Origin of the sequence: Rheinheimera maricola (genome assembly GCF_016918075.2) — a bacterium.
GTDB classification, from domain to species: domain Bacteria; phylum Pseudomonadota; class Gammaproteobacteria; order Enterobacterales; family Alteromonadaceae; genus Alishewanella; species Alishewanella maricola_A.
In genome coordinates this window covers 513,436-532,466 of the sequence record NZ_JAERPS020000001.1, presented here as the reverse complement: position 1 = coordinate 532,466, position 19,031 = coordinate 513,436, and the positions used below count along the sequence as shown (strand labels likewise).

Here is a 19,031-nt window from a genome sequence, read left to right as displayed (position 1 = left end):
CCAATGACTTTTTATGACCTTTAATGACCTGTCGCGCTGAACATGCTAATTTCTGGCCTCCACAGAGACAGTACAGGGTAAGCAATGCGTTGGCAGATTGAAGGTTTTGTATTTTGCGATCAGCAACAGTCGTTAACGAATCAAGGCACCGTGCAACAACTGGAACCGATTCTGGTGGCGTTACTGGCCTACTTTTGCCAGCAGCCGGATAAAATTATCAGCAGGGACGAGCTTATAGCCGCAGTATGGCTTGGCCGCACGGTAACAGATAGTGCGGTGAACAGAGCCATTACCAAATTGCGGCGCTGTCTTGCTGATGATGTCAAAACACCAAAGTTTATCGCCACCTTTCCTAAAAAAGGCTACAAATTTATTGCGGTCGCCCACCGAATAACGCCCGCACCAGCGACGGTTTTGCAACCGGTCAATACTGATCAGTCAGCATTTAGTGCCCGGCGCCAGACAGCGGCGAAATGGCTTCTTTATATCGTTGTTGCTGTCATCGCTGTGGCTATCGGCTTGCAGTGGCAGCAGGGCAGCGACAATGCCGCTTCGGTGTTTACTGCGGCAAAACCCCTTACCCGCTCTGTGGGGCAAGAAGGCCAGCCCCGCACGTCACCTGATCAGCAATACCTGCTGTATACCGAGATTGCGGCTAATAAAATGCGGCTTTTTATCAAGCAGTTATCTGATGGTCGTAGCCTGGAGGTCATGCCAGACGCAAACACTAATGCCTGGGTTGGGCCGGGTAGCTGGAACGCCAGCGGTAATCGCTTGGTTTATCTGGTGGCAAGCAAAACCTACTGCCGCTATTACCTGCAATCTTTTACAGCGATGACACTGGGAGAACCGCAGCTTATTCACAACTGTCCGGCTGGCAGTTACGGCAAAATCGTGTTTTCACATGCCGATGATGTGTTAATTTTTACCGAACGTGCCGCAGAGCACGCGCCCTATGAGTTATTTGAATTTAACCTGATTACAGGTAAAAAGCGCAAACTTAACCAGCCAGCTTTAGTACTGGCCGGCAATATCTCATTCGATTTGCATCCAACACAAAACAAACTCTTGGTTTCCTCAGTCGACGAACAAATGTGGGAAGGCTTCTATGCTGTCGATCTGGACAACGATAGCGTGACGCTGTTGTTTAAGCTCGATAGCTATATTTGTTGCGGTATTTGGCATCATTCCGGTAAACGCGTGGTACTAATGGGTGAACATCCGGCGGTACAACTGGTTAGCTACGATCTGCAAGGCAAAGACCGGCAGGTGCTTTATGCCGGCTCGCAGCGCTTATATCCGCCGGAAAGACACAGCAATGGCCATGATTATGTGTTTGCAGCCGGTAGAACTAATCTTGATATCCATTTCTATCGTTTTAGCCAGGGTAACATACAGCCAATTGCGGATAGCTCGGTAGATGACAGGTTGGCGATAATAAGCCCGCAGCACGATCACATTGCCTACATTGGGCTGGCAACGGGTACCGAAGAGATCTGGCTGGCAGATAGTGATGGCAAAAACCAGCGTAAATTAAGCCATTTTAATGATCAACGCCACTACCTGGATTTAGTCTGGTCGCCAAATGGCAAAACGCTTGCCGCCCTGACGCTAAACGAAATTCATCTGTTTGATATCAGCACTAACGTCAACCATGTGCTGCGCATACCACAAACCGAGATCCGCGCTATATCCTTTCAAGATGAGCACAACCTGTTTTACAGCGTGAAGCAACACGGCCAATGGACGGTAAAACGTTACAACACGGTGACAGACCAAGTCTCCAGCATTGATAGTAAATGGCAGTTTGTCCGCTTCGCTGCCGATGCTGACGATAGCTTGTGGCTGGATCAGCAAAACAACCTCTACGCCGGTGCTACAGCGCAGCTGGTAACAACAGCGCAATTGGGTCCCATTGATATTATGCTGGGCGGCAAGTTTAACTTAACCAAACTTGGGGCTAGTTGGTACTGGCAACACTGGGATAACGACCAGTATCAGCTGTACAGTTTGGCAGCGGAACACAAACAGCCACAACCGCTGCTACGCTCTGACAGCCCGCATTTCTCTGTGTCTGCCGCAGGCATTTTTTACCACACCGCAGAGCGACGAAATATCGACATATTTCAGACAATGACCGCGAAATAGTATCCTTTTGTTACATGTTGGCGGCAATCTGCTTGCAGTAAAGTTATGGTACTAGTGTGCTGTGGCCATGGTATTAGCTGTTTTGCTGCTGTAGCACTAGGTGTCCATTAACTGACTGTGTAAGGCTTTAAGCCGCGCCAAGTCATTAGTATCAGCCTGTACTTGCTGTGCTCTGGCCAGCGCTGCCTCGGAGTGGCGCCGCGCCTGTATACGCAGTTGAGTGTTAACTTTAGCCAGTGCGATAAAGCTTTTTTGTAAGCGGATATGTATCTCGACCAGCGCTGCGCCATCTCGTGCTATCGGCGTGAAAAAATCATCAAATAAATCAGAAAGATCTAGCCCCAGTTGCCACACATTGGCAAAACGCACTTCGGCTTCACTGCTGCTCTTTAGCTGCCAGTTACTGAGCACACGCATGCCACGGCCGATAATTTCAATTGCCGTGCCAGGGTCATTTACCGCTGGCGACAAAGCTTTAGAGGCAATTTCGGCCAACACCAGTAAGCCAAAGCGTGGGTCCTGATCGAAATTGCGAAAATCGTCAATGCTAAAGGCTTTGATTAGGCTGTCAGTGTTGTCTGGCAGCTCACCGTCTATCCACATTAACGGCCGGCCCGGATCAATAAACACCCCGGCCCGCACCACGATAAACACCCTACAATCATTGGCCTGTGCCCAGTTGTTGATAGCCTTTACATCGACATGCTGAATATAACCTATGGCTTGGGTTAAAAAGGCCTTAGCACGTTCAGGTACCTCACGCAGTGATGCCAGCGGATTTGCACCGTGCCAGGGCTGTTTAACAAAAGCCTGCAGCGCAGCATAGGCTTTATCCTCAACCCGGTTGGCCGTTTCGCCCACTCTGCCAAGACCTGACAGGTGGTTAATCCATACCAAAATAGTAAACACAATCAGCGCTGTAACAACAATAGTAGTGATAAATAATACCACTTCGCCACGCTCGTTATACAGTTTGGTATTCAGCAGGATAATGCTGACAATGCTGAACAAAAAAGAGCCGACAAAGGTTGCCAACGCATTGTGGGTGGTGCTGTCTTCCATTAGCAGCCGGGTAGCACGCGGCGATACGCTGTTGGTAGATGCACTAAAGGCAGCAATCATAATACTGAGCGAAAAAGTGGTTACCGCCAGCATACTGGAGGCGAGAATGGTAAGAATTTTCTCTGCCGCGCCGGCGCCGATAATACCCGCAACCGATGCTGGGATCAGATCCTGCAACAACACCGCAAACACTGCAGATAGCAGTGCCAGCACAGCAAAGGCCACGGTGCGCACCCAGAGTTTTCGACTTAGCTGCAACAACTGCCAGCCCCATTTAGATACCATAGTGGCGCCCTTTTTTGTTATGACACACTTTGTTATGACATTCTTAGTTATTACACAGTTACTTACCTTAGCCTATTAGTGTCGTTGACACGACAGCAGTAACACAAATAACCCTGCTTAAATCTTGCATTATCCCTAAGCGTAATAGTGCGATGTGCTGCAATATCAACAACCTAATGTAACTACCATAGCCTGCCCATGCCGGCTATGGTATAACACCAAGCCAACCATAGCGCCGTCGGATCTGTTATATGCAACCATATCTGTTTTTGTCTGCCACCCTGCTGCTGACCTTTACCTCTGGCGCAAGTGCCAGCGATGCTAAGCAACAGTTACAACAGCTGCTTAATCAACACTGGGCACAAGCCAACAAAGAACAAATTTTCTTTCGTAAAGACCCCGATACCTTTCGGATGAAGGGCACACTGCCTGACGTTTCCCCGGCAGGACAAGCGCGCCGGGCCAAGGTTAACCAAGCTTTTTTGCAGCAAGTTGCCAGCATTAATCAACGCGAGCTCAGCGCAGTTGATCAAATAACGCTTCGGTTATTTAAATACGAACGTGAAACCGAAGCGCAAAGCTACCAGCAGTTTGATCATTTGTTTCCGATGCAGGCCTATGCCGGTTACCACAGTTATTTTGCCGGGGCGCCGGATAACATGTCATTTTTAACCACCGCTGATTACGACAATTATTTAATCAGCCTGGCCGATTTCCCGCGCTACAATCAGCAGCATATCGACAACCTAAAACAAGCTATCGCCAAAGGTTACACCCATTATTGCACCAGCTTTGCCAATTACGATAAAACCATTAGCAAACATATTGTTAGTGATGTCAGTAACAGCGTATTTTTTGCTCCTATAGCAAACCAACCGCTACAGTTTAGTGCCAGGCAACAGCGCCACTATCGTGAAGCCGGCAGCAAACTGATTATGGATACGGTGATCCCGGAATATAACAAGCTGTATCAGTTTTTTACCCAGCAATATATGCCAGCATGTCGCAAAGTGGTGGGCATAAGCGAGCTGGAAGATGGCAAGGCCTATTATCAGTACTTAATTAACTTTTACACCACAACCAATATGACACCCGAGCATATCCATCAGCTCGGTCTTGACGAGGTTAAACGCATTCGTGTTGAGATGGATAATATTATTAAACAGGTCGGCTTTAATGGCGACTTCGCCGCCTTCGTCAACTTTTTGCGCACCGACGAACGGTTTTATGCTGGATCCCCGTTACAACTTATCGAAAAAGCCAGCTACATTACGCGCAAAATGGCCGGCCAGTTACCTAAGTGGTTCAACACCCTGCCACGAGGTACCTTCGATATAAAAGCCAGCCCAAACGGTGGCGCCTATTATGTCGCCTCTGACGGCAGCGGCACCACCTCCGGCACCTATTTTGTCGGTGCCAACGATGTGCGCAGCGAGCCACTGTATAACTTAGAAGCGTTAACTTTTCACGAAGCAGAGCCCGGGCATCATTTTCAAAGCGCGCTGGCACAAGAAATGGACCTGCCGGAGTTTCGTAAAACGCTGTATCACAGTGCTTATGGCGAAGGTTGGGGTTTATATGCCGAGAGCTTGGGCAAAGAGATGGGGTTTTATCAAGATCCGTACAGCGATTTTGGCCGCTTAACCTATGAAACCTGGCGCGCCTGCCGTTTGGTGGTAGACACCGGCATACACGCCATGGGCTGGAGCCGCCAACAAGCCATAGACTATTTAGCCAACAATACCGCGCTGAGCATGGCAGAAGTAGAAGCGCAAATTGACCGCTATATCACCTGGCCCGCCCAAGCTCTGTCTTATAAAATTGGTGAAATTAAAATTCGCCAATTGCGTCAGCAAGCACAGCAACAACTGGGGGATAAATTTGATATCCGCGCCTTTCATGACCATCTGTTAGCCTCGGGCAGCCTGCCGTTGGATTTACTCGACGAGCTGACAGTAGAGTGGATAAACAAACAAAAATAGGCGTTATCGCGAAGCCATTAGCACAAGGCGCTATGTTGGCGCCACCAGTTCTGCAGCGCTGGCGCATCGCCGCGCTGCAACACCGCTAAATTGCGTTTTTGCAATTGATAGTAGTACATCGGGTCATAGTACTGGCGCAGTAACCGCTCTATCCAAACCCGGTGCAAACTGACATCGCCGCTGCGTTGTTGTTCGGCTAAAGCCTGCAACAACAACTGCTGTAATTCAGCGTACAGCACACCACCTAGCCGCTTGCTAATGCGCGCCATACTGTGGCACAACATGTCACTGAACAGGCTAAACCCCTGCTCTGCGCTTTGGCTAAGCGCTTCACAATGTAAATCAATAATGTAATCTTGCAGAATTACCTCTACCCGCTGTGGTAGTGGCTCTTCCAGCAACAGTAACGGGCTGTGCTGCATCGCCTGATACAGCGGATGCGGGATATTACGCTGGCCAATTAGCAGGCTTTCATCTTCCAGCAATAGATACGGCGGCTGCCCGGCGTTAACGCGCAAAATGGCCGCGGCTAAATCGTTTTCAAAACGAATTTGCGCCGGTTGCGCCGACAATCGCCGGCCAAATGCTGAGCCGCGATGGTTAGCAAGGCCTTCTAAATCCACCGCCTGTAACTGTTTAAGCAAACGCGTTTTACCACTGCCGGTAGGGCCAGCCAGTAATAACAACGGCTGCGCTGCTGCCTGGGCAATAACATTAATAGCTGCCTGACGCAGGGCTTTAAAACCACCTTTGACTCGTGGATAAACCACACCGGTATCAGCCAGCCATTGCTGGGCAATTTGTGAACGCAAGCCGCCACGGGCGCAGTACAACATGCCCTCTGGGTTGGCTTTGGTAAAGGCAACCCAACTCTGAACCCTGCGTTGTTTCACTTCGCCCTGCACCAGCTGATGGCCCAGGCTAATGGCAGCTTGTTGGCCATGTTGTTTATAGCAGGTACCCACAGCGGCGCGCTCGGCGTCAGTCATCAGCGGCCAATTACAGCTATTGGCAAAAGCACCGCGGCTAAATTCCAGCGGTGCGCGTAAATCCAGTAACGGTAGCTGCTGTTGCAGGATTTGATGGTAGTTATCGGGCAACGGTAAATCACGGCCCATAGTAAATGCCGTTAGCGCACACGAATACGGTGGCCTTTTTTCTGTGTTTTCAGCTCGCCTATTGGTTGCAGGCTTAAGTCATATTCTACCGCCAGATGAATAAAAGCGGCTTCTGCATCCGGGCTTACGGCTACCAACAAACCGCCACTGGTTTGCGGATCGCACAACAAAGCCTGCTGCTCTGGACTAAGTGGCGACACTTTAGCGCCATAACTGGCAAAGTTACGCGCACTGCCGCCCGGGATACAGCCTTTAGCGATATAGTCGGCTACGTGCGACAATACCGGCACCGCATGGCTGTCTAGCTCGGCATGCAAACCACTGCCCTCGCACATCTCTAATAAATGCCCCAGCAAGCCAAAACCGGTAACGTCGGTCATGGCATGAATACCGGGCAATTTGGCGATGTCGGCACCAATGCGGTTGAGTTGTACCATACTGTCACGCGCTAGCGTGGCATGCTCTGGCTGCAGTTTTTTTTGTTTTTGCGCTGTGGTTAAAATGCCGACGCCGAGCGGTTTGGTTAAGTACAAGCGGTCGCCGGCTTGTGCAGTATCGTTGCGTTTTAATAGCGCGATATCAGAGCGGCCACTTACTGCCAAGCCAAAAATTGGCTCAGGGGCATCAATGCTATGGCCACCGGCCAGCACGATACCGGCCTCTTTACAGCTTTGGCGCGCGCCCTCCAGCACCTGCTGCGCCAACTCTGGCGGCAACTTGCTTACCGGCCAGCCTAAAATGGCTATAGCCAGCAGTGGCTGGCCACCCATGGCATAAATATCACTGATGGCATTAGTGGCAGCAATGCGGCCAAAATCAAACGCATCGTCACAAATGGGCATAAAAAAGTCTGTGGTACTTAGTAGCGCCGTGCCATCGCCCAGATCATAAGCGGCCGCATCGTCTTTTGTACTATTGCCTACCAGTAACTTAGTGTCATTAAAGGTCAAACTGGTTTTAAGAATTTTATCAAGCACTTGCGGTGATATTTTACAGCCGCAACCGGCCCCGTGGCTGTATTCGGTAAGTTTAATGGCAGAGTAATCAGACATATTCCGGCTTATTCAACATAACGCTAATACACAATAGCGCCAACATAACTAAAGCCCGACCGGATCACAAGTTCCAGCCGGATTTAGCCAGCGCTTATTGAGGCTTAATTTTGTAAATCACCTGCACCGATTTTTGCAGCGTAATATGCCTTGGTAACACCAGGTTAGCGCTGCTGTCGGCCATTTCAGCACTTTTACGCAGTGCACCATAGCTTACTGCACCGCCACTAAAGCCAAAATCAGCGGCTAAACTGCCCCAACCTGTAGTTTCGCTAATGGCAAACACACTGCTGACGTGTACACCCTGGGCGCCAGCCAGATGATTAGCCCGGCGGCGGGCATCAGCACCGGCTTGCTGGCTTAACTTAAGCTCGTGCTGTTCGCGCTGGCTGCTGTCAAAACTGCCCTGAATAGAAAAAATCTGCGGCTGCTTAAACAGGTAGTCCATCACCGCCACGTAATTAGTCAGCTGATGCAGCGTGACACTAATGGGCTGGCTGGCTTCGTAGCCAGTAATGGTTCTGTCGTTGTAGTCTTTATAAAGTGCGTCTTTGTTCACCTGGGCAGCGTCAATGTCGGCTTCGGTTACACCTTGCGTTGCCAGAAACTGCATTAAATCACGGCCCTGTTTGTACACACCCTCTGTAGCCGCATCGGCTTTGGCCGCAGTGTGGCGGACAACAAACTGAATACGGGCCTTGTCCGGTGCGACCTCCAGCTTGGCTTCACCGGTAACAGTAATAAACGGGAAATCCGGTAGCGGGCTGGCCTGGGTTATGCCGCTAAAACTCAGTAGCAGCGCCGTGGTAACTGTGGTTAGTTTCATATCAACCTCGTGTTGTATTTAATAAGTATTACAGCAAAGCTTAGCGCGTTAAGTTGTTACAATTTGTAGAGTTGTATTTGGCCGGAGTTTGCCTTTACACTCTGCCATCTGTTTATTTTAAGGACTCACCATGTCTGTACGTTTGCTTACCCTGGGTGCTGCGCTGCTTTGCAGCAGTAATGTTATGGCGGCAACCGATGCCTACACCTATGCTAACTTTGATGCGGTAACGGTAAAGCACCTACATCTGGATTTAGCCGTCAACTTTGAGCAAAAAGCCTTAACCGGCTTTGCCGATTTGCAGCTTAACTGGCTAAACCGCACAGATAACACGGTATATCTGGACACCCGCGATCTGCTGATAGAGCGTATTTACGCCAAACGCGCCGATGGCCAGTGGCAAAAAGTACCCTTTACCTTAGCTAAGCGCGATGCCGTGCTGGGCAGTAAACTCACGGTAAGCCCGGCGTTTCAGGCGCAAACACTGCGTATTTACTACAGCTCTACCGATAAAGCCTCTGGCCTGCAGTGGTTAACGCCAGAGCAAACCGCCGGTAAAACCACGCCCTTTATGTTTAGCCAAAACCAGGCTATTCATGCCCGCAGCTGGATCCCCATTCAAGACACCCCGGCCGTGCGCATGACATACAGCGCCCGCATTCCAAGCCGCGATGATGTGCTGGCTATTATGAGCGCCAATAATGAACCTGGCATGATTCGCGACGGCGATTATCAGTTTGTGATGCCACAAGCTATTCCGGCCTATTTAATTGCCATCGCCGCCGGTGACTTGCAGTTTAAAGCCATGAGTGAGCAAACCGGCATCTATGCCGAGCCTTATATTCTAAATGCCTCGGCAGAAGAATTTGCCAGCACTCAGGCGATGATTGACGCCACCGAACAGCTTTACGGCGACTACCGCTGGGGCCGTTATGATTTGCTGATTTTACCGCCCAGTTTCCCGTTCGGCGGTATGGAAAACCCGGTACTGAGCTTTATTACCCCAACTGTGGTAGCCGGTGACGGCAGCCTGGTTAATTTAATTGCCCACGAGCTGGCACACTCCTGGTCGGGCAACCTGGTCACCAACGCCAGCTGGCGTGATCTATGGCTGAATGAAGGTTTTACCTCCTATGTGGAAAACCGCATTATGGAGCAGGTATTTGGCGTTGACCGCGCCGTGATGGAGCAAGCCTTGTCGGTGCAGGGCTTAAAAGATGAACTGACTGAATTACCGGCCAACGACAGCATTTTACATATCGACTTACAGGGCCGTGATCCGGACGACGCTTTCAGCGGCGTACCCTACACCAAAGGCCAGCTATTTTTAATGTTTTTGGAGCAAAAATTCGGCCGCGATAAGTTTGACCCGTTCGTTCGGCAATACTTTGATGAGCATGCCTTTCAAAGCATTGATACCGAACGTTTTATTAAATTCTTAACGGCCAACTTATTGCAAAAATATCCAGGGGTTGTGTCCTTGGATGAAGCGAAAAACTGGATTTATCAGCCGGGTTTACCAGCTACTGCGCCAGATCCGCAGTCCGACGCGTTTAACCAGGTACAACAACATGCCAGCAGTTGGCTTAATGGCAACAGCGAACTTAGCAGCCTGCCTACCGACAGCTGGACAGTGCATGAGTGGCTGTATTTTATTAATAACTTGCCACTTTCCATCACGCTAGAGCAACTGGCCAAACTGGACAGCACCTTTAATTTAACCCTGTCAAGCAACAGCGAAATTGCCCACGCCTGGTATCTACTGGCACTTAATACCGGTTATCAGGACATTGCCGCACCACTGGAGCAATACCTGGTTAATATCGGCCGGCGCAAACTGATTATTCCGCTGTATAAACAACTGGCCAGCACACCTGAAGGCCTGGCGTTTGCCCGTGCGGTGTATGAAAAAGCCCGGCCCGGTTACCACCCGCTGGCGCAGGGTACGGTAGATGAAATATTGAAATAACAACCCGCTGCAAACTACACCTGCCCCGCCCTGCGTTACATAGCCAGGCGGGGTTTTTCTTTGCGGTTTATTAAGCGCTTTAGTTAACTTAGCCTTGCGACAACGCTAAGCGGCGCAGCCGCAGCGCATTGGTTACAACAAACACACTGGATAACGCCATAGCGCCAGCCGCCAGCATCGGCGATAGCAAAATGCCAAAGGCCGGATACAGCACACCGGCTGCCACCGGCAACAACAGCACGTTGTAACCAAAGGCCCAAAACAGGTTCTGGCGTATATTACGCAGTGTGGTGCGGCTGATACTTAAAGCACTAAGCACCGCCATAACATCGGTATGCATTAACACCACATCGGCCGCCTCTATCGCGATATCCGTGCCGTTACCTACTGCTAAGCCAATATCAGCCTCAGCCAGTGCCGGTGCATCGTTAATACCGTCACCGACAAAGGCCAGGGCACCATATTGCTGACGCAGCTGTTTTACCGCATCCACTTTACCCTGTGGCAAAACCTCTGCCAGCACGGTGTCAATATTCAGCTGCTGCGCTATGGTATTGGCGGTATGGCGGTTATCACCACTAACCATCGCCACTTTTAAGCCCAACCGGTGCATCGCTGCTATCGCCTTTGCGGCATCGGGTTTAAGGGTGTCAGCCACCGCCAGCATGGCCGCAAGCTGGTTATCTACCGCCAGATACAACACAGTTTTACCGCTGGCCGACAGCGCATTGGCTTGCGCTGCTTTTGCGCTGACATCCAGTTTAAGCTGCTGCATAAAGCGGTCGGCACCAATGGCGACGTGTTGGGCATTCACCATGCCACTTACCCCCAGGCCGCTGTGCACGTTAAAATCTGTTACCGGCGGCAGGCTAAGTTGTTGTTTTGCTGCGGCGCTGACTAACGCCTCAGCTAATGGATGCTCAGATTGTTGCTCCAGCGCAGCGGCCATTGCCAACACATGCTCTGCGCTAAAGCCGGTTTCAACCAGTGTGTCCGTTAGTTGCGGCTTACCCAGCGTAAGGGTACCGGTTTTATCCAGCGCTATTACCTTACAATCCTGCAGCGTTTGCAGCGCACTACCTTTGCGAAACAAAATACCCAGCTGCGCCGCGCGGCCGGTGCCAACCATAATGGAGGTCGGTGTCGCCAGTCCCATGGCGCAGGGGCAGGCAATAATCAGCACAGCAACCGCATTGACCAGTGCCAGGCTCAGTGATGAACTAAACCAGAGCCATACCGAAAAAGTGAGCAGCGCCAGCACAATCACCAGCGGTACAAAGATGGCGGTTACTTTATCTACCAGCGCCTGGATCGGCAACTTGCCGCTTTGCGCCTGCTGCACCAGGTTAATAATTTGCGCCAGCACCGTATCGCCAGCGGCTTTACTGACACGCAGCTGCAATACACCTTGTTTATTTACCGTGCCGGCATACACGGCATCATCTGGTTGTTTAGCTTTTGCTACCGGCTCGCCGGTAAGCATCGACTCGTCGATATAAGATGTGCCCTGCACCACCACAGCATCCAGCGCAATACGTTCACCGGCCTTTACTAACACTATATCGCCCGGCTTAATGTCCGACAGTGCCACCCTATACTGTTGGCCGTTTTTCAGCAGCGTTGCGGTATCCGGCTGCAGGCTTAACAGTTGCTGGATTGCCGCACCGGTTTGGCCTTTGGCGCGGGCTTCCAGATAACGGCCTGACAAAATAAGCGTTACAATGACGGCCGCGGCTTCAAAATATACCTGTGCGCTTCCCTCTGGCAGTAACTGCGGCATAAAGGTGGCCACCACAGAAAACCCCCAGGCTGATAAGGTACCCAGTGCCACCAGCGAGTTCATTTCCGGCTGGCCCTTTAACAGCAGCGGTATGCCAGTTTGGATAAAACGCCGGCCCGGTCCGAGCAACACCAGGGTAGTCAGCACACACTGCAGTTGCCAGTTCAGGCTCTGGCCCAGGGTGGCCATTAGCCAATGATGAAACGCCGGTATAAGATGAGCGCCCATTTCCAGCACAAATACCGGTAAGGTTAATACCGCCGCCAGCCACAGATCACGCAGCAACAACGCCTGCTCTGTCTGTTTTTCGGCTGTTTTATGCTGCATCACCGCCTGGTTATCGGCTTTTGCTGTTAATGCCTGCGCCTGATAACCGCCCCGTTCCAGTGCAGCCAACAACTCTGCTGTCGCGGCGCTGCCCTCAACCTGTGCCTGCTCTGTTGCCAGGTTAACGGTTGCCGTGCTTACACCCGGCACGGCCTGTAAGATTTTCTCAACTTTGCCAACGCAAGAACCGCAGTGCATGCCACTGATGTTAAGCGTTATTTTTGCATTTAACCCGGTTACGCTGGCGACCTGACCAATATTCATCACACTCTCCTGCAGTATCGCTGTGACAACAGTATGAACCTTACCCACATGGCAAGGTCAAGCGCCAACCGTGATTAAAGCATAATGACGGCTGTGCTTATTTTTTGTTGCTGGTAAAAATTACCGACATGTTAATCAGACTGTGAAGTTAATGCAGAGCCAGATAGGCAATGACAACACAGTTCAAAGCTAAATGCACTAAACGTTAAACCAACAAAATCATACTATTCAATAATTTGAATGCAATGATCAGCTATTATTCCATGCGCTATGCTATCTGGCGTGCAATCTGCAGCTACCTTAGATGTACGGTCATACGGTGGTATTACCGGTGGCGCGTGCTGATAAATTATCACCGATAACTTTTCAACACGGAGAACCCAAACTATGGCAAACTTAAATACCCCTGAAATGAAGCATGTATCTGATATTATTCAGGTATTAAATAGCGGCATTGACTTTTATCGTGATGCAAAAGACAAGGTCGACGATCAGCAACTTGAGCAGTTTTTTGACCGCATGCTAAACGCACGCCGGCTGGTGAAAGAGCAGCTACAACCTTTTGCCGTGCAAGACGACGGAAAACGCGAAGAAGGCTCGGCACTGTCGGTTGAAGCCAGAAAAGTGTACACCAAAGTAATTGCTGCGGTGGCATCTGACAAAGCTCACACCTATATCAGCCAGTTGGAAGAGGTGGAAGATAAAACGCTGGAAGAGATAAGGTCAGCGCTGACTGAGAATCAACGTCCGCAATACGAAGCAGCGTTGCTGCAGTCGCTGGCGACTATGCAAGAGTGTCATGACGAGATGCGGGCATTAAAACAGGCAACCCGTCATTAAGCCACAGCGTTAACTCTAACCAAAAGCGGCTGCTCGGCCGTTTTTGGCATTCTGGCGCCGGTGTTATGCGGCAATATTATGCTGCAACCATAACTCGAGAAAAAATACGGTTTTAGCCTGTGCCGCTAACCGCCTTACATTTAGGTTTGATCTTAAAACAGTTACCAACGTAAAAGTTGGGGTATTTTATGCCGGGACTGAACATGCAAAAACTGTTTTTTGATGGCAGCTGTGCCTTATGCCGGCGCGAAATAAACTGGCTGGGGCCAAAGTTAACGCCACATCTTGAGCTGGTGGATATCAGCGCAGACGGCTTCAGCGGCTTTGCCGGCGTGAGTAAAGCTGCCATGATGCAGCAAATTCATTTATGGCGTGATGGTCATTATTTAATTGGCATCGACGCTACCTTGCACTATTGGCAGCTGGCTGGACACAACTGGCTGGTAGCGTTGCTGCGTTTACCGCCTTGTTATTGGCTGGCAAAAAAAGCTTATACTTATTGGGCAGCTAAACGCAGCAATTGCTCAAACAACGACTGCGCTATTTAAGATAAATTACTATGCCCCGACCACAACTACGCCGGCGTACTGTCAGTAAACCTGCCGCCGCCACCGATAAGCATATATTGCACTTGCACCGTGCCATGGCCGATAAACTGCTGGCCGAGCCCTGGCGTATCACCGACATACGCCAAACTTTGGAACGCCGCTATCAGGCCGGACAGATTAGACACAGCGGTTATATCCATTGGTACAGTATTTTGGATTGTATTGACCAGCCGGAGTTGTTTAAGGCAGCGCTGCTGGATGGCGGCGAAAGGATGAGTAAACTGCGCCGGCGCACAGTGTTGGTAGGCCTATTAACCGAGCCAGAACGCCTGGCATTGCTAGCGGAGACACTGGAATGACGCTGATAAACCGCCTTGGCTATGCCGGCCTGATCCCTTTTATTGCTTTGCCACTGCTGTACAGCCAGCAACTCTGGCTTAGCAGCGCTGATATTATTCAGCTGTATCAGGTATACAGCGCGCTAATATTAGGTTTTATGGCCGGCGTATTGTGGCCGGTGCTGCACAGCAACAGCGCAACCGCCGCTAAAATAAACCGGCTGGCACTGCTTGCCGTAACCTTTCCGGTATTGGGCATTATTGCACTGCTGTTTGCCGACGATTATTTCTTAGCGGCACAGGCCTGCTTATTTGTGTTGCTACGCACCGCCGAATACCGCAGCGGCATTAGCCGGCAATATCCCGCTCAATACCGCGCCCTGCGTAACCATCTGACACTGGTGGTTTGTATCAGCCATCTGCTGTTTTACTGGCTGCTCAATTCAGCATAAGCACTACGCCTTTGTTGATTTTTTGCAGCAGTATCAGACGTAAGTTTAAGGCCAAGGCAGACATCAAATAACCTTGCTTCCTGAAGCGCTGGATGACTTTGTTACAGAAGATAACCCTGTCCGGGTAGTCGATATTTTTGTTGATGGGCTGCAACTTGACTCTCTGGGTTTCGAGAGAGTCAGTGCTAAGCAAACAGGGCGCCCAGGATATCATCCGGCTACCATGCTGAAACTATACATTTATGACGAGTTTTTACACAGCCTGGGATCTGTTTGGTTTGGTTTGGTTTGGTTTGCTTATGGCGCTGCTGTTTTATAAACGCGTATCAGATATGTTGGTAAATATCCGATCTATGCCCGACTTTTATAACGTGCACCACCAACTGGCTATCTCTTATTTCATAGATAATTCGGTATAGCCCTTGCCTTGTAAGGGCTTAATGCGAGTGCAACTGCAACAAATCCCATTTGTTGCCGTATAAATCCTGAAATACGGCGACAGTAGCGTAACTTTCCTCTCTGGGCTTTTCGTTAAACTTAACGCCGTTGGCTTGCATGGCGTTATAGTCGCGCCAAAAATCGTTGGTGTGCAAAAACAAAAACACCCTGCCGCCGCTTTGGTTACCCACTGCAGCTTGCTGCTGGGCGTTACTGGCTTTGGCCAACAGCAAGTGGCTGCCGTTGCTGTTGGGTGGTGCAATTTCAACCCAGCGTTTACCGCCGCCTAAGTCAGTATCGGCCACCAGGCTAAATTGCAGCTTAGTGGTATAAAACGCAATGGCGTCGTCGTAATCGGACACTAACAGCGCGATATTGCCGATTTTTTGTTGTACGGTTTTTTGTTCTGCTTGTTTTAGAGGCTCGGACATCTGTTTACTGCCGTTTTTTCTTGATAACCGATTCTACAACAATTTTTACGCCGAAAAACAGCCGCCAGCATCTCACATGCACCTTGCCTCCTACACCTCTGCATGCTGGCGAATAAGGTTATGGTATACATGGTGTAACCGGTCTAATTCGTCGCGTGCAACCGCGTCGTTGTGCATTAAAGACTGAATGCTTTGGTCTAGCTGGTACAATGTTTCCCGCATCTGGACATCCGCTACCATACTCTGGATCCAGCTAATAGCCGCCAGGCGCGTACCGGCGGTAACCGGGCTTACCCGGTGCAACGAGCCTGAGTTATACAATACCGCATCACCTGCGGCCAGTTTCACGCTCTGCTGGCCAAACGGGGTATGAATAATCAGCTCACCACCACTGTATTCCTCCGGCTCAGACAAAAAGGTCGTTATCGACAGATCAGAGCGCATCACCTCATTACCAGGTAAGCGCATTATTGCTCCATCAACATGCAAGCCGTAGGTTTCGCTTTCACTATAGCGGTTGAAACACGGTGGAAAGATACGCTGTGGTAGTGCGGCTGAGATAAGCTCTGCGTTGTGGCCAAACTTGCTAAGTAACTGATTAGCCAATTTTTGCACGGATGAGTCAGTGGCGTCAGCCTGACCATTGCGCTTTACCGCCGCAGCCATGCCCATGGCGGTGTTTTTGCCATCCAGCCAACGGGCGTGTTGCAGCTGCTGACGAAACATACTGACTTCATCAGCGCTAAGTAGTTGGTTAATTATTATCACGTGCAGCACTCTGTTAATTATTAGCCCGCAGCGCGCGGCAGCTGGCGGGCTATCGGGTTGGGTTAAAACTCGTAGGTTAACGTAGCACGCACTGAACGGGCATCGCCAAGGTACATAAAAGCGCCAGAGCGGTAAGCCGCAGTCCAGTATTCTTCATTGGTTACATTACCTACATTCAACCGCAGCGTTGCCGCATCGGAAATACTGTAGTTGGCAAACAAATTTACGCTGGAATAGCTGGGTACCACAATGCTGTAGTAGCCATTTACTGCATCAAACGACGCCGCCGTATCCGGTTGACCACCATACATTTCACCTTTGTAGGTATAGTCGCCACCAAATGCGAAATTTTCCGTCAATTGATAACGCAACTGCAGATAAAAGCTCTTATCAGCAAAATTACTTAGCTCCAAGCCAATGGTATCGGTATTAACTGACTGCAGCACTGCCGAGTCCATTAGCGAGGCACTGGCCTGCACGCTTAACTTGGCGTTCAGGTTACCGTTTACAGCCAGCTCTACGCCACGAATACGGTTTTTGCCGGTATTTAGCGTACCCAATGTAGAGTAAGCGTCGCCGACACTCTCCATGACATCCGATTTAGTGGTTTCAAATAGCGCCGCGGCAAAAAACAGTGTTTCGTTTAATAAGGACCATTTGGTGCCCAACTCAATATTTTGCACGGTTTCCGGGTCAGCCACTGCGGCCTGATCCGGATCGCCACACAAACCGCCGTAGCCACAGTTTGCGCCCAGATCAGACTCACCACCGTTAATGTTGGTTGCTGTTGCGACACTTAAATAAATATTGGCATCATCGGTAAGGCTATACACCACACCCAAATGGCCGTTATAAAAGTCATCTTGGTAGGCATATTGCAAGCTATCAGCGCGACTAGCGACATCATTGCTGTAATCAATATTGTCTAACCGTGCACCGGCGAACACCTGCCATTGCTGGTTAATTTTCGCCGTATCCATCACATAAACCGCTATCGTTTTTGCCGAGAACAGCGCATCAGAATTACCCTTGCTGAAACTTCTGCCTATGATAGTACTAGCTTGCGGGTAAATATCGCCCTGGGCATCAACTAAGCAGTAACTTGGGCTGGCGCCGCCGCGTCCTGACGTAGTGCAATTAGTCGGGTTATTAAAACTTAAGTTATACACACCGTTATTTACTTTTTCATCGCTAAATTCGGCGCCAAACAATAATTTATGCTCGATGGCTGCAGTGTCCAGCTGCCAGAACAGGTTAAATTGGCTGGCGAAATACTCAACCTCCTGCCAGCCCTGATGGCTGCTTAATACGATAGTGGCTGTGCCCGGGCCATCGGGATCGGTGTCTGCGCGCACAGTGCCGCGGGCACCGGTGGATATATAGCCGTTACTGGTTTCACCGTAGCGGGTAGCGTTGTAAAACTTGATGTTGTCGCTAATGTCATACTCGGTACGTAGCGTAAATGCCGACACATCAGAATCGAGAAAGTCTTCTTGTTGGGCATAGACCGGAATATTACTGACTGGCTGTCGGCTATCACTGTCAAAATAACTGCCAAGGTCAGGCGTATCTTCGGCTTTTAAGTAGTAATAATCGGCAAATACCCGCAAATCAGAGACATTATCGTACAAGCCAGAAATTAATGCGCCGTGCCGGTTTCTGTCGATGCCGTGCCGATCAGGCGCTTGCTCTGCTGTGCTCAGTAAATTGATACGGGTTGCCATATTGGTGGCCAGTGGCGCATTATAATCCAACACCAGCCGGTGGTGATCGTCAGTACCTACGCTTACATCAGCCCTGCCAAAGTTGTAGGCGGTAGACGCCTTTTTGGTAATGCTGTTTACCGCGCCACCTGAGGAGCCGCGCCCGGCAAAGGTAGAGCTTGGCCCTTTGGTAATTTCAATTTGCTCGGTAGCAAAACTTTCACGCGTTGTCATACCCGGGTCGCGCAAGCCGTCTACAAACACGTCGGAGCGCGCTTCATGGCCGCGTATAATGTAACGGTCACCAAAAGCGTTACCATTTTCACCGGTCCCCAGCGTTACCCCCGCCTGCGCGGCTAAAATTTCTTTTAGATCACTTTTACCCGACTCTTCCAGCTGATCTTTAGTTAACACCGTGATGGTGGCTGGCGTGTCAGTTAAATCAGCCAGCCGGCGCAAATCTCCCGATTGTTTAACGCTATACACCGACGTTCTTACGCCATGCACTTTAATCAGTTCAATTGCTTCTTCGCTGCATCCTTGCGACTCCACACTACAGTTGTCAGACGTTTCAGCCATAGCAGGGGCAATACAATTAAATGCCAGTGCCGTAAATAATGCCTGAGAGCCAAGCATCGAAATTTTTTTTGTCGCCATGGGAACTTATCTACCTCTTCTTGTTAAAGTTAGATGATAATAA

16 protein-coding genes and 1 pseudogene are annotated in these 19,031 nt (G+C 50.2%); 8 read left to right on the top strand and 9 right to left on the bottom strand.

Annotated features, from left to right (window positions below; genetic code table 11):
* Positions 1-84 precede the first annotated feature (84 nt).
* Positions 85-2,148 carry a winged helix-turn-helix domain-containing protein gene (locus I4W93_RS02445; RefSeq protein ID WP_205310019.1) on the top strand — a complete coding sequence of 688 codons (2,064 nt, stop codon included), beginning with the start codon at positions 85-87 and terminating at the stop codon, positions 2,146-2,148.
* A 96-nt stretch (positions 2,149-2,244) separates the two neighbouring features.
* On the opposite strand, the gene I4W93_RS02440 is transcribed toward I4W93_RS02445, so the two are convergent.
* The gene (locus I4W93_RS02440; protein WP_205310020.1) at positions 2,245-3,495 is read right to left on the bottom strand and encodes a DUF2254 domain-containing protein; all 1,251 of its coding nucleotides are present in this window, start codon (positions 3,493-3,495) and stop codon (positions 2,245-2,247) included.
* Between the two features lie 251 nt (positions 3,496-3,746).
* Here I4W93_RS02440 and I4W93_RS02435 point away from each other — a divergent pair, with 251 nt between their 5' ends.
* Positions 3,747-5,477 (top strand): DUF885 domain-containing protein, encoded by a 1,731-nt coding sequence (locus I4W93_RS02435; RefSeq protein WP_205310021.1) that lies wholly within the window; start codon positions 3,747-3,749, stop codon positions 5,475-5,477.
* A gap of 17 nt (positions 5,478-5,494) precedes the next feature.
* Here I4W93_RS02435 and mnmH read toward each other — a convergent pair whose 3' ends face one another.
* From mnmH to I4W93_RS02420, 3 genes are all read right to left on the bottom strand, one after another.
* Positions 5,495-6,595: a tRNA 2-selenouridine(34) synthase MnmH gene (gene mnmH / locus I4W93_RS02430; RefSeq protein ID WP_205310022.1), complete on the bottom strand. Its 1,101-nt coding sequence runs from the start codon at positions 6,593-6,595 to the stop codon at positions 5,495-5,497.
* Between the two features lie 11 nt (positions 6,596-6,606).
* Entirely contained in the window at positions 6,607-7,647 is a 1,041-nt protein-coding gene (gene selD / locus I4W93_RS02425) for a selenide, water dikinase SelD (protein ID WP_205310023.1), read from the bottom strand.
* Between the two features lie 94 nt (positions 7,648-7,741).
* The gene (locus I4W93_RS02420; protein ID WP_205310024.1) at positions 7,742-8,473 is read right to left on the bottom strand and encodes an SIMPL domain-containing protein; all 732 of its coding nucleotides are present in this window, start codon (positions 8,471-8,473) and stop codon (positions 7,742-7,744) included.
* 130 nt (positions 8,474-8,603) lie between these two features.
* On the opposite strand from I4W93_RS02420, the gene I4W93_RS02415 reads away from it, so the two are divergent.
* Positions 8,604-10,442, top strand: coding sequence for a M1 family metallopeptidase (locus I4W93_RS02415; RefSeq protein WP_205310025.1), 1,839 nt, complete (start codon positions 8,604-8,606; stop codon positions 10,440-10,442).
* 88 nt (positions 10,443-10,530) lie between these two features.
* Here the strand turns inward: I4W93_RS02415 and I4W93_RS02410 are convergent, their stop codons facing one another.
* A complete protein-coding gene (locus tag I4W93_RS02410) occupies positions 10,531-12,813 on the bottom strand; it encodes a heavy metal translocating P-type ATPase (RefSeq protein WP_205310026.1) in 2,283 nt (760 codons plus the stop codon).
* A 387-nt stretch (positions 12,814-13,200) separates the two neighbouring features.
* Between I4W93_RS02410 and I4W93_RS02405 the strand changes: the two genes are divergently transcribed.
* The 5 genes and pseudogenes from I4W93_RS02405 to I4W93_RS02385 form a co-directional block, all read left to right on the top strand.
* Positions 13,201-13,653, top strand: a complete 453-nt coding sequence (locus I4W93_RS02405) for a PA2169 family four-helix-bundle protein (RefSeq protein WP_205310027.1) — start codon at positions 13,201-13,203, stop codon at positions 13,651-13,653.
* A gap of 203 nt (positions 13,654-13,856) precedes the next feature.
* Positions 13,857-14,201 (top strand): thiol-disulfide oxidoreductase DCC family protein, encoded by a 345-nt coding sequence (locus I4W93_RS02400; protein WP_205310028.1) that lies wholly within the window; start codon positions 13,857-13,859, stop codon positions 14,199-14,201.
* Positions 14,202-14,212: 11 nt separating this feature from the next.
* Positions 14,213-14,560 carry a hypothetical protein gene (locus tag I4W93_RS02395; protein ID WP_205310029.1) on the top strand — a complete coding sequence of 116 codons (348 nt, stop codon included), beginning with the start codon at positions 14,213-14,215 and terminating at the stop codon, positions 14,558-14,560.
* Complete coding sequence (locus I4W93_RS02390; RefSeq protein ID WP_205310030.1) at positions 14,557-14,991, top strand: DUF3429 domain-containing protein; 435 nt, start codon at positions 14,557-14,559, stop codon at positions 14,989-14,991. Before I4W93_RS02395 ends, I4W93_RS02390 begins: the two co-directional genes overlap by 4 nt.
* Positions 14,992-15,058: 67 nt before the next feature.
* Positions 15,059-15,235, top strand: a pseudogene (locus I4W93_RS02385) (transposase); the annotation flags it as partial.
* 82 nt (positions 15,236-15,317) lie between these two features.
* Here the strand turns inward: I4W93_RS02385 and I4W93_RS02380 are convergent.
* The 4 genes from I4W93_RS02380 to I4W93_RS02365 all read right to left on the bottom strand — a co-directional run bounded on the left by I4W93_RS02380 (position 15,318) and on the right by I4W93_RS02365 (position 18,988).
* Positions 15,318-15,401, bottom strand: a complete 84-nt coding sequence (locus tag I4W93_RS02380) for a type II toxin-antitoxin system RelE family toxin (RefSeq protein ID WP_205310343.1) — start codon at positions 15,399-15,401, stop codon at positions 15,318-15,320.
* 27 nt (positions 15,402-15,428) lie between these two features.
* Positions 15,429-15,860 (bottom strand): VOC family protein, encoded by a 432-nt coding sequence (locus I4W93_RS02375; protein WP_205310031.1) that lies wholly within the window; start codon positions 15,858-15,860, stop codon positions 15,429-15,431.
* A gap of 90 nt (positions 15,861-15,950) precedes the next feature.
* The gene (locus I4W93_RS02370; protein WP_205310032.1) at positions 15,951-16,628 is read right to left on the bottom strand and encodes a Fe2+-dependent dioxygenase; all 678 of its coding nucleotides are present in this window, start codon (positions 16,626-16,628) and stop codon (positions 15,951-15,953) included.
* Between the two features lie 62 nt (positions 16,629-16,690).
* Entirely contained in the window at positions 16,691-18,988 is a 2,298-nt protein-coding gene (locus I4W93_RS02365) for a TonB-dependent receptor (protein WP_205310033.1), read from the bottom strand.
* Positions 18,989-19,031: the final 43 nt, after the last annotated feature.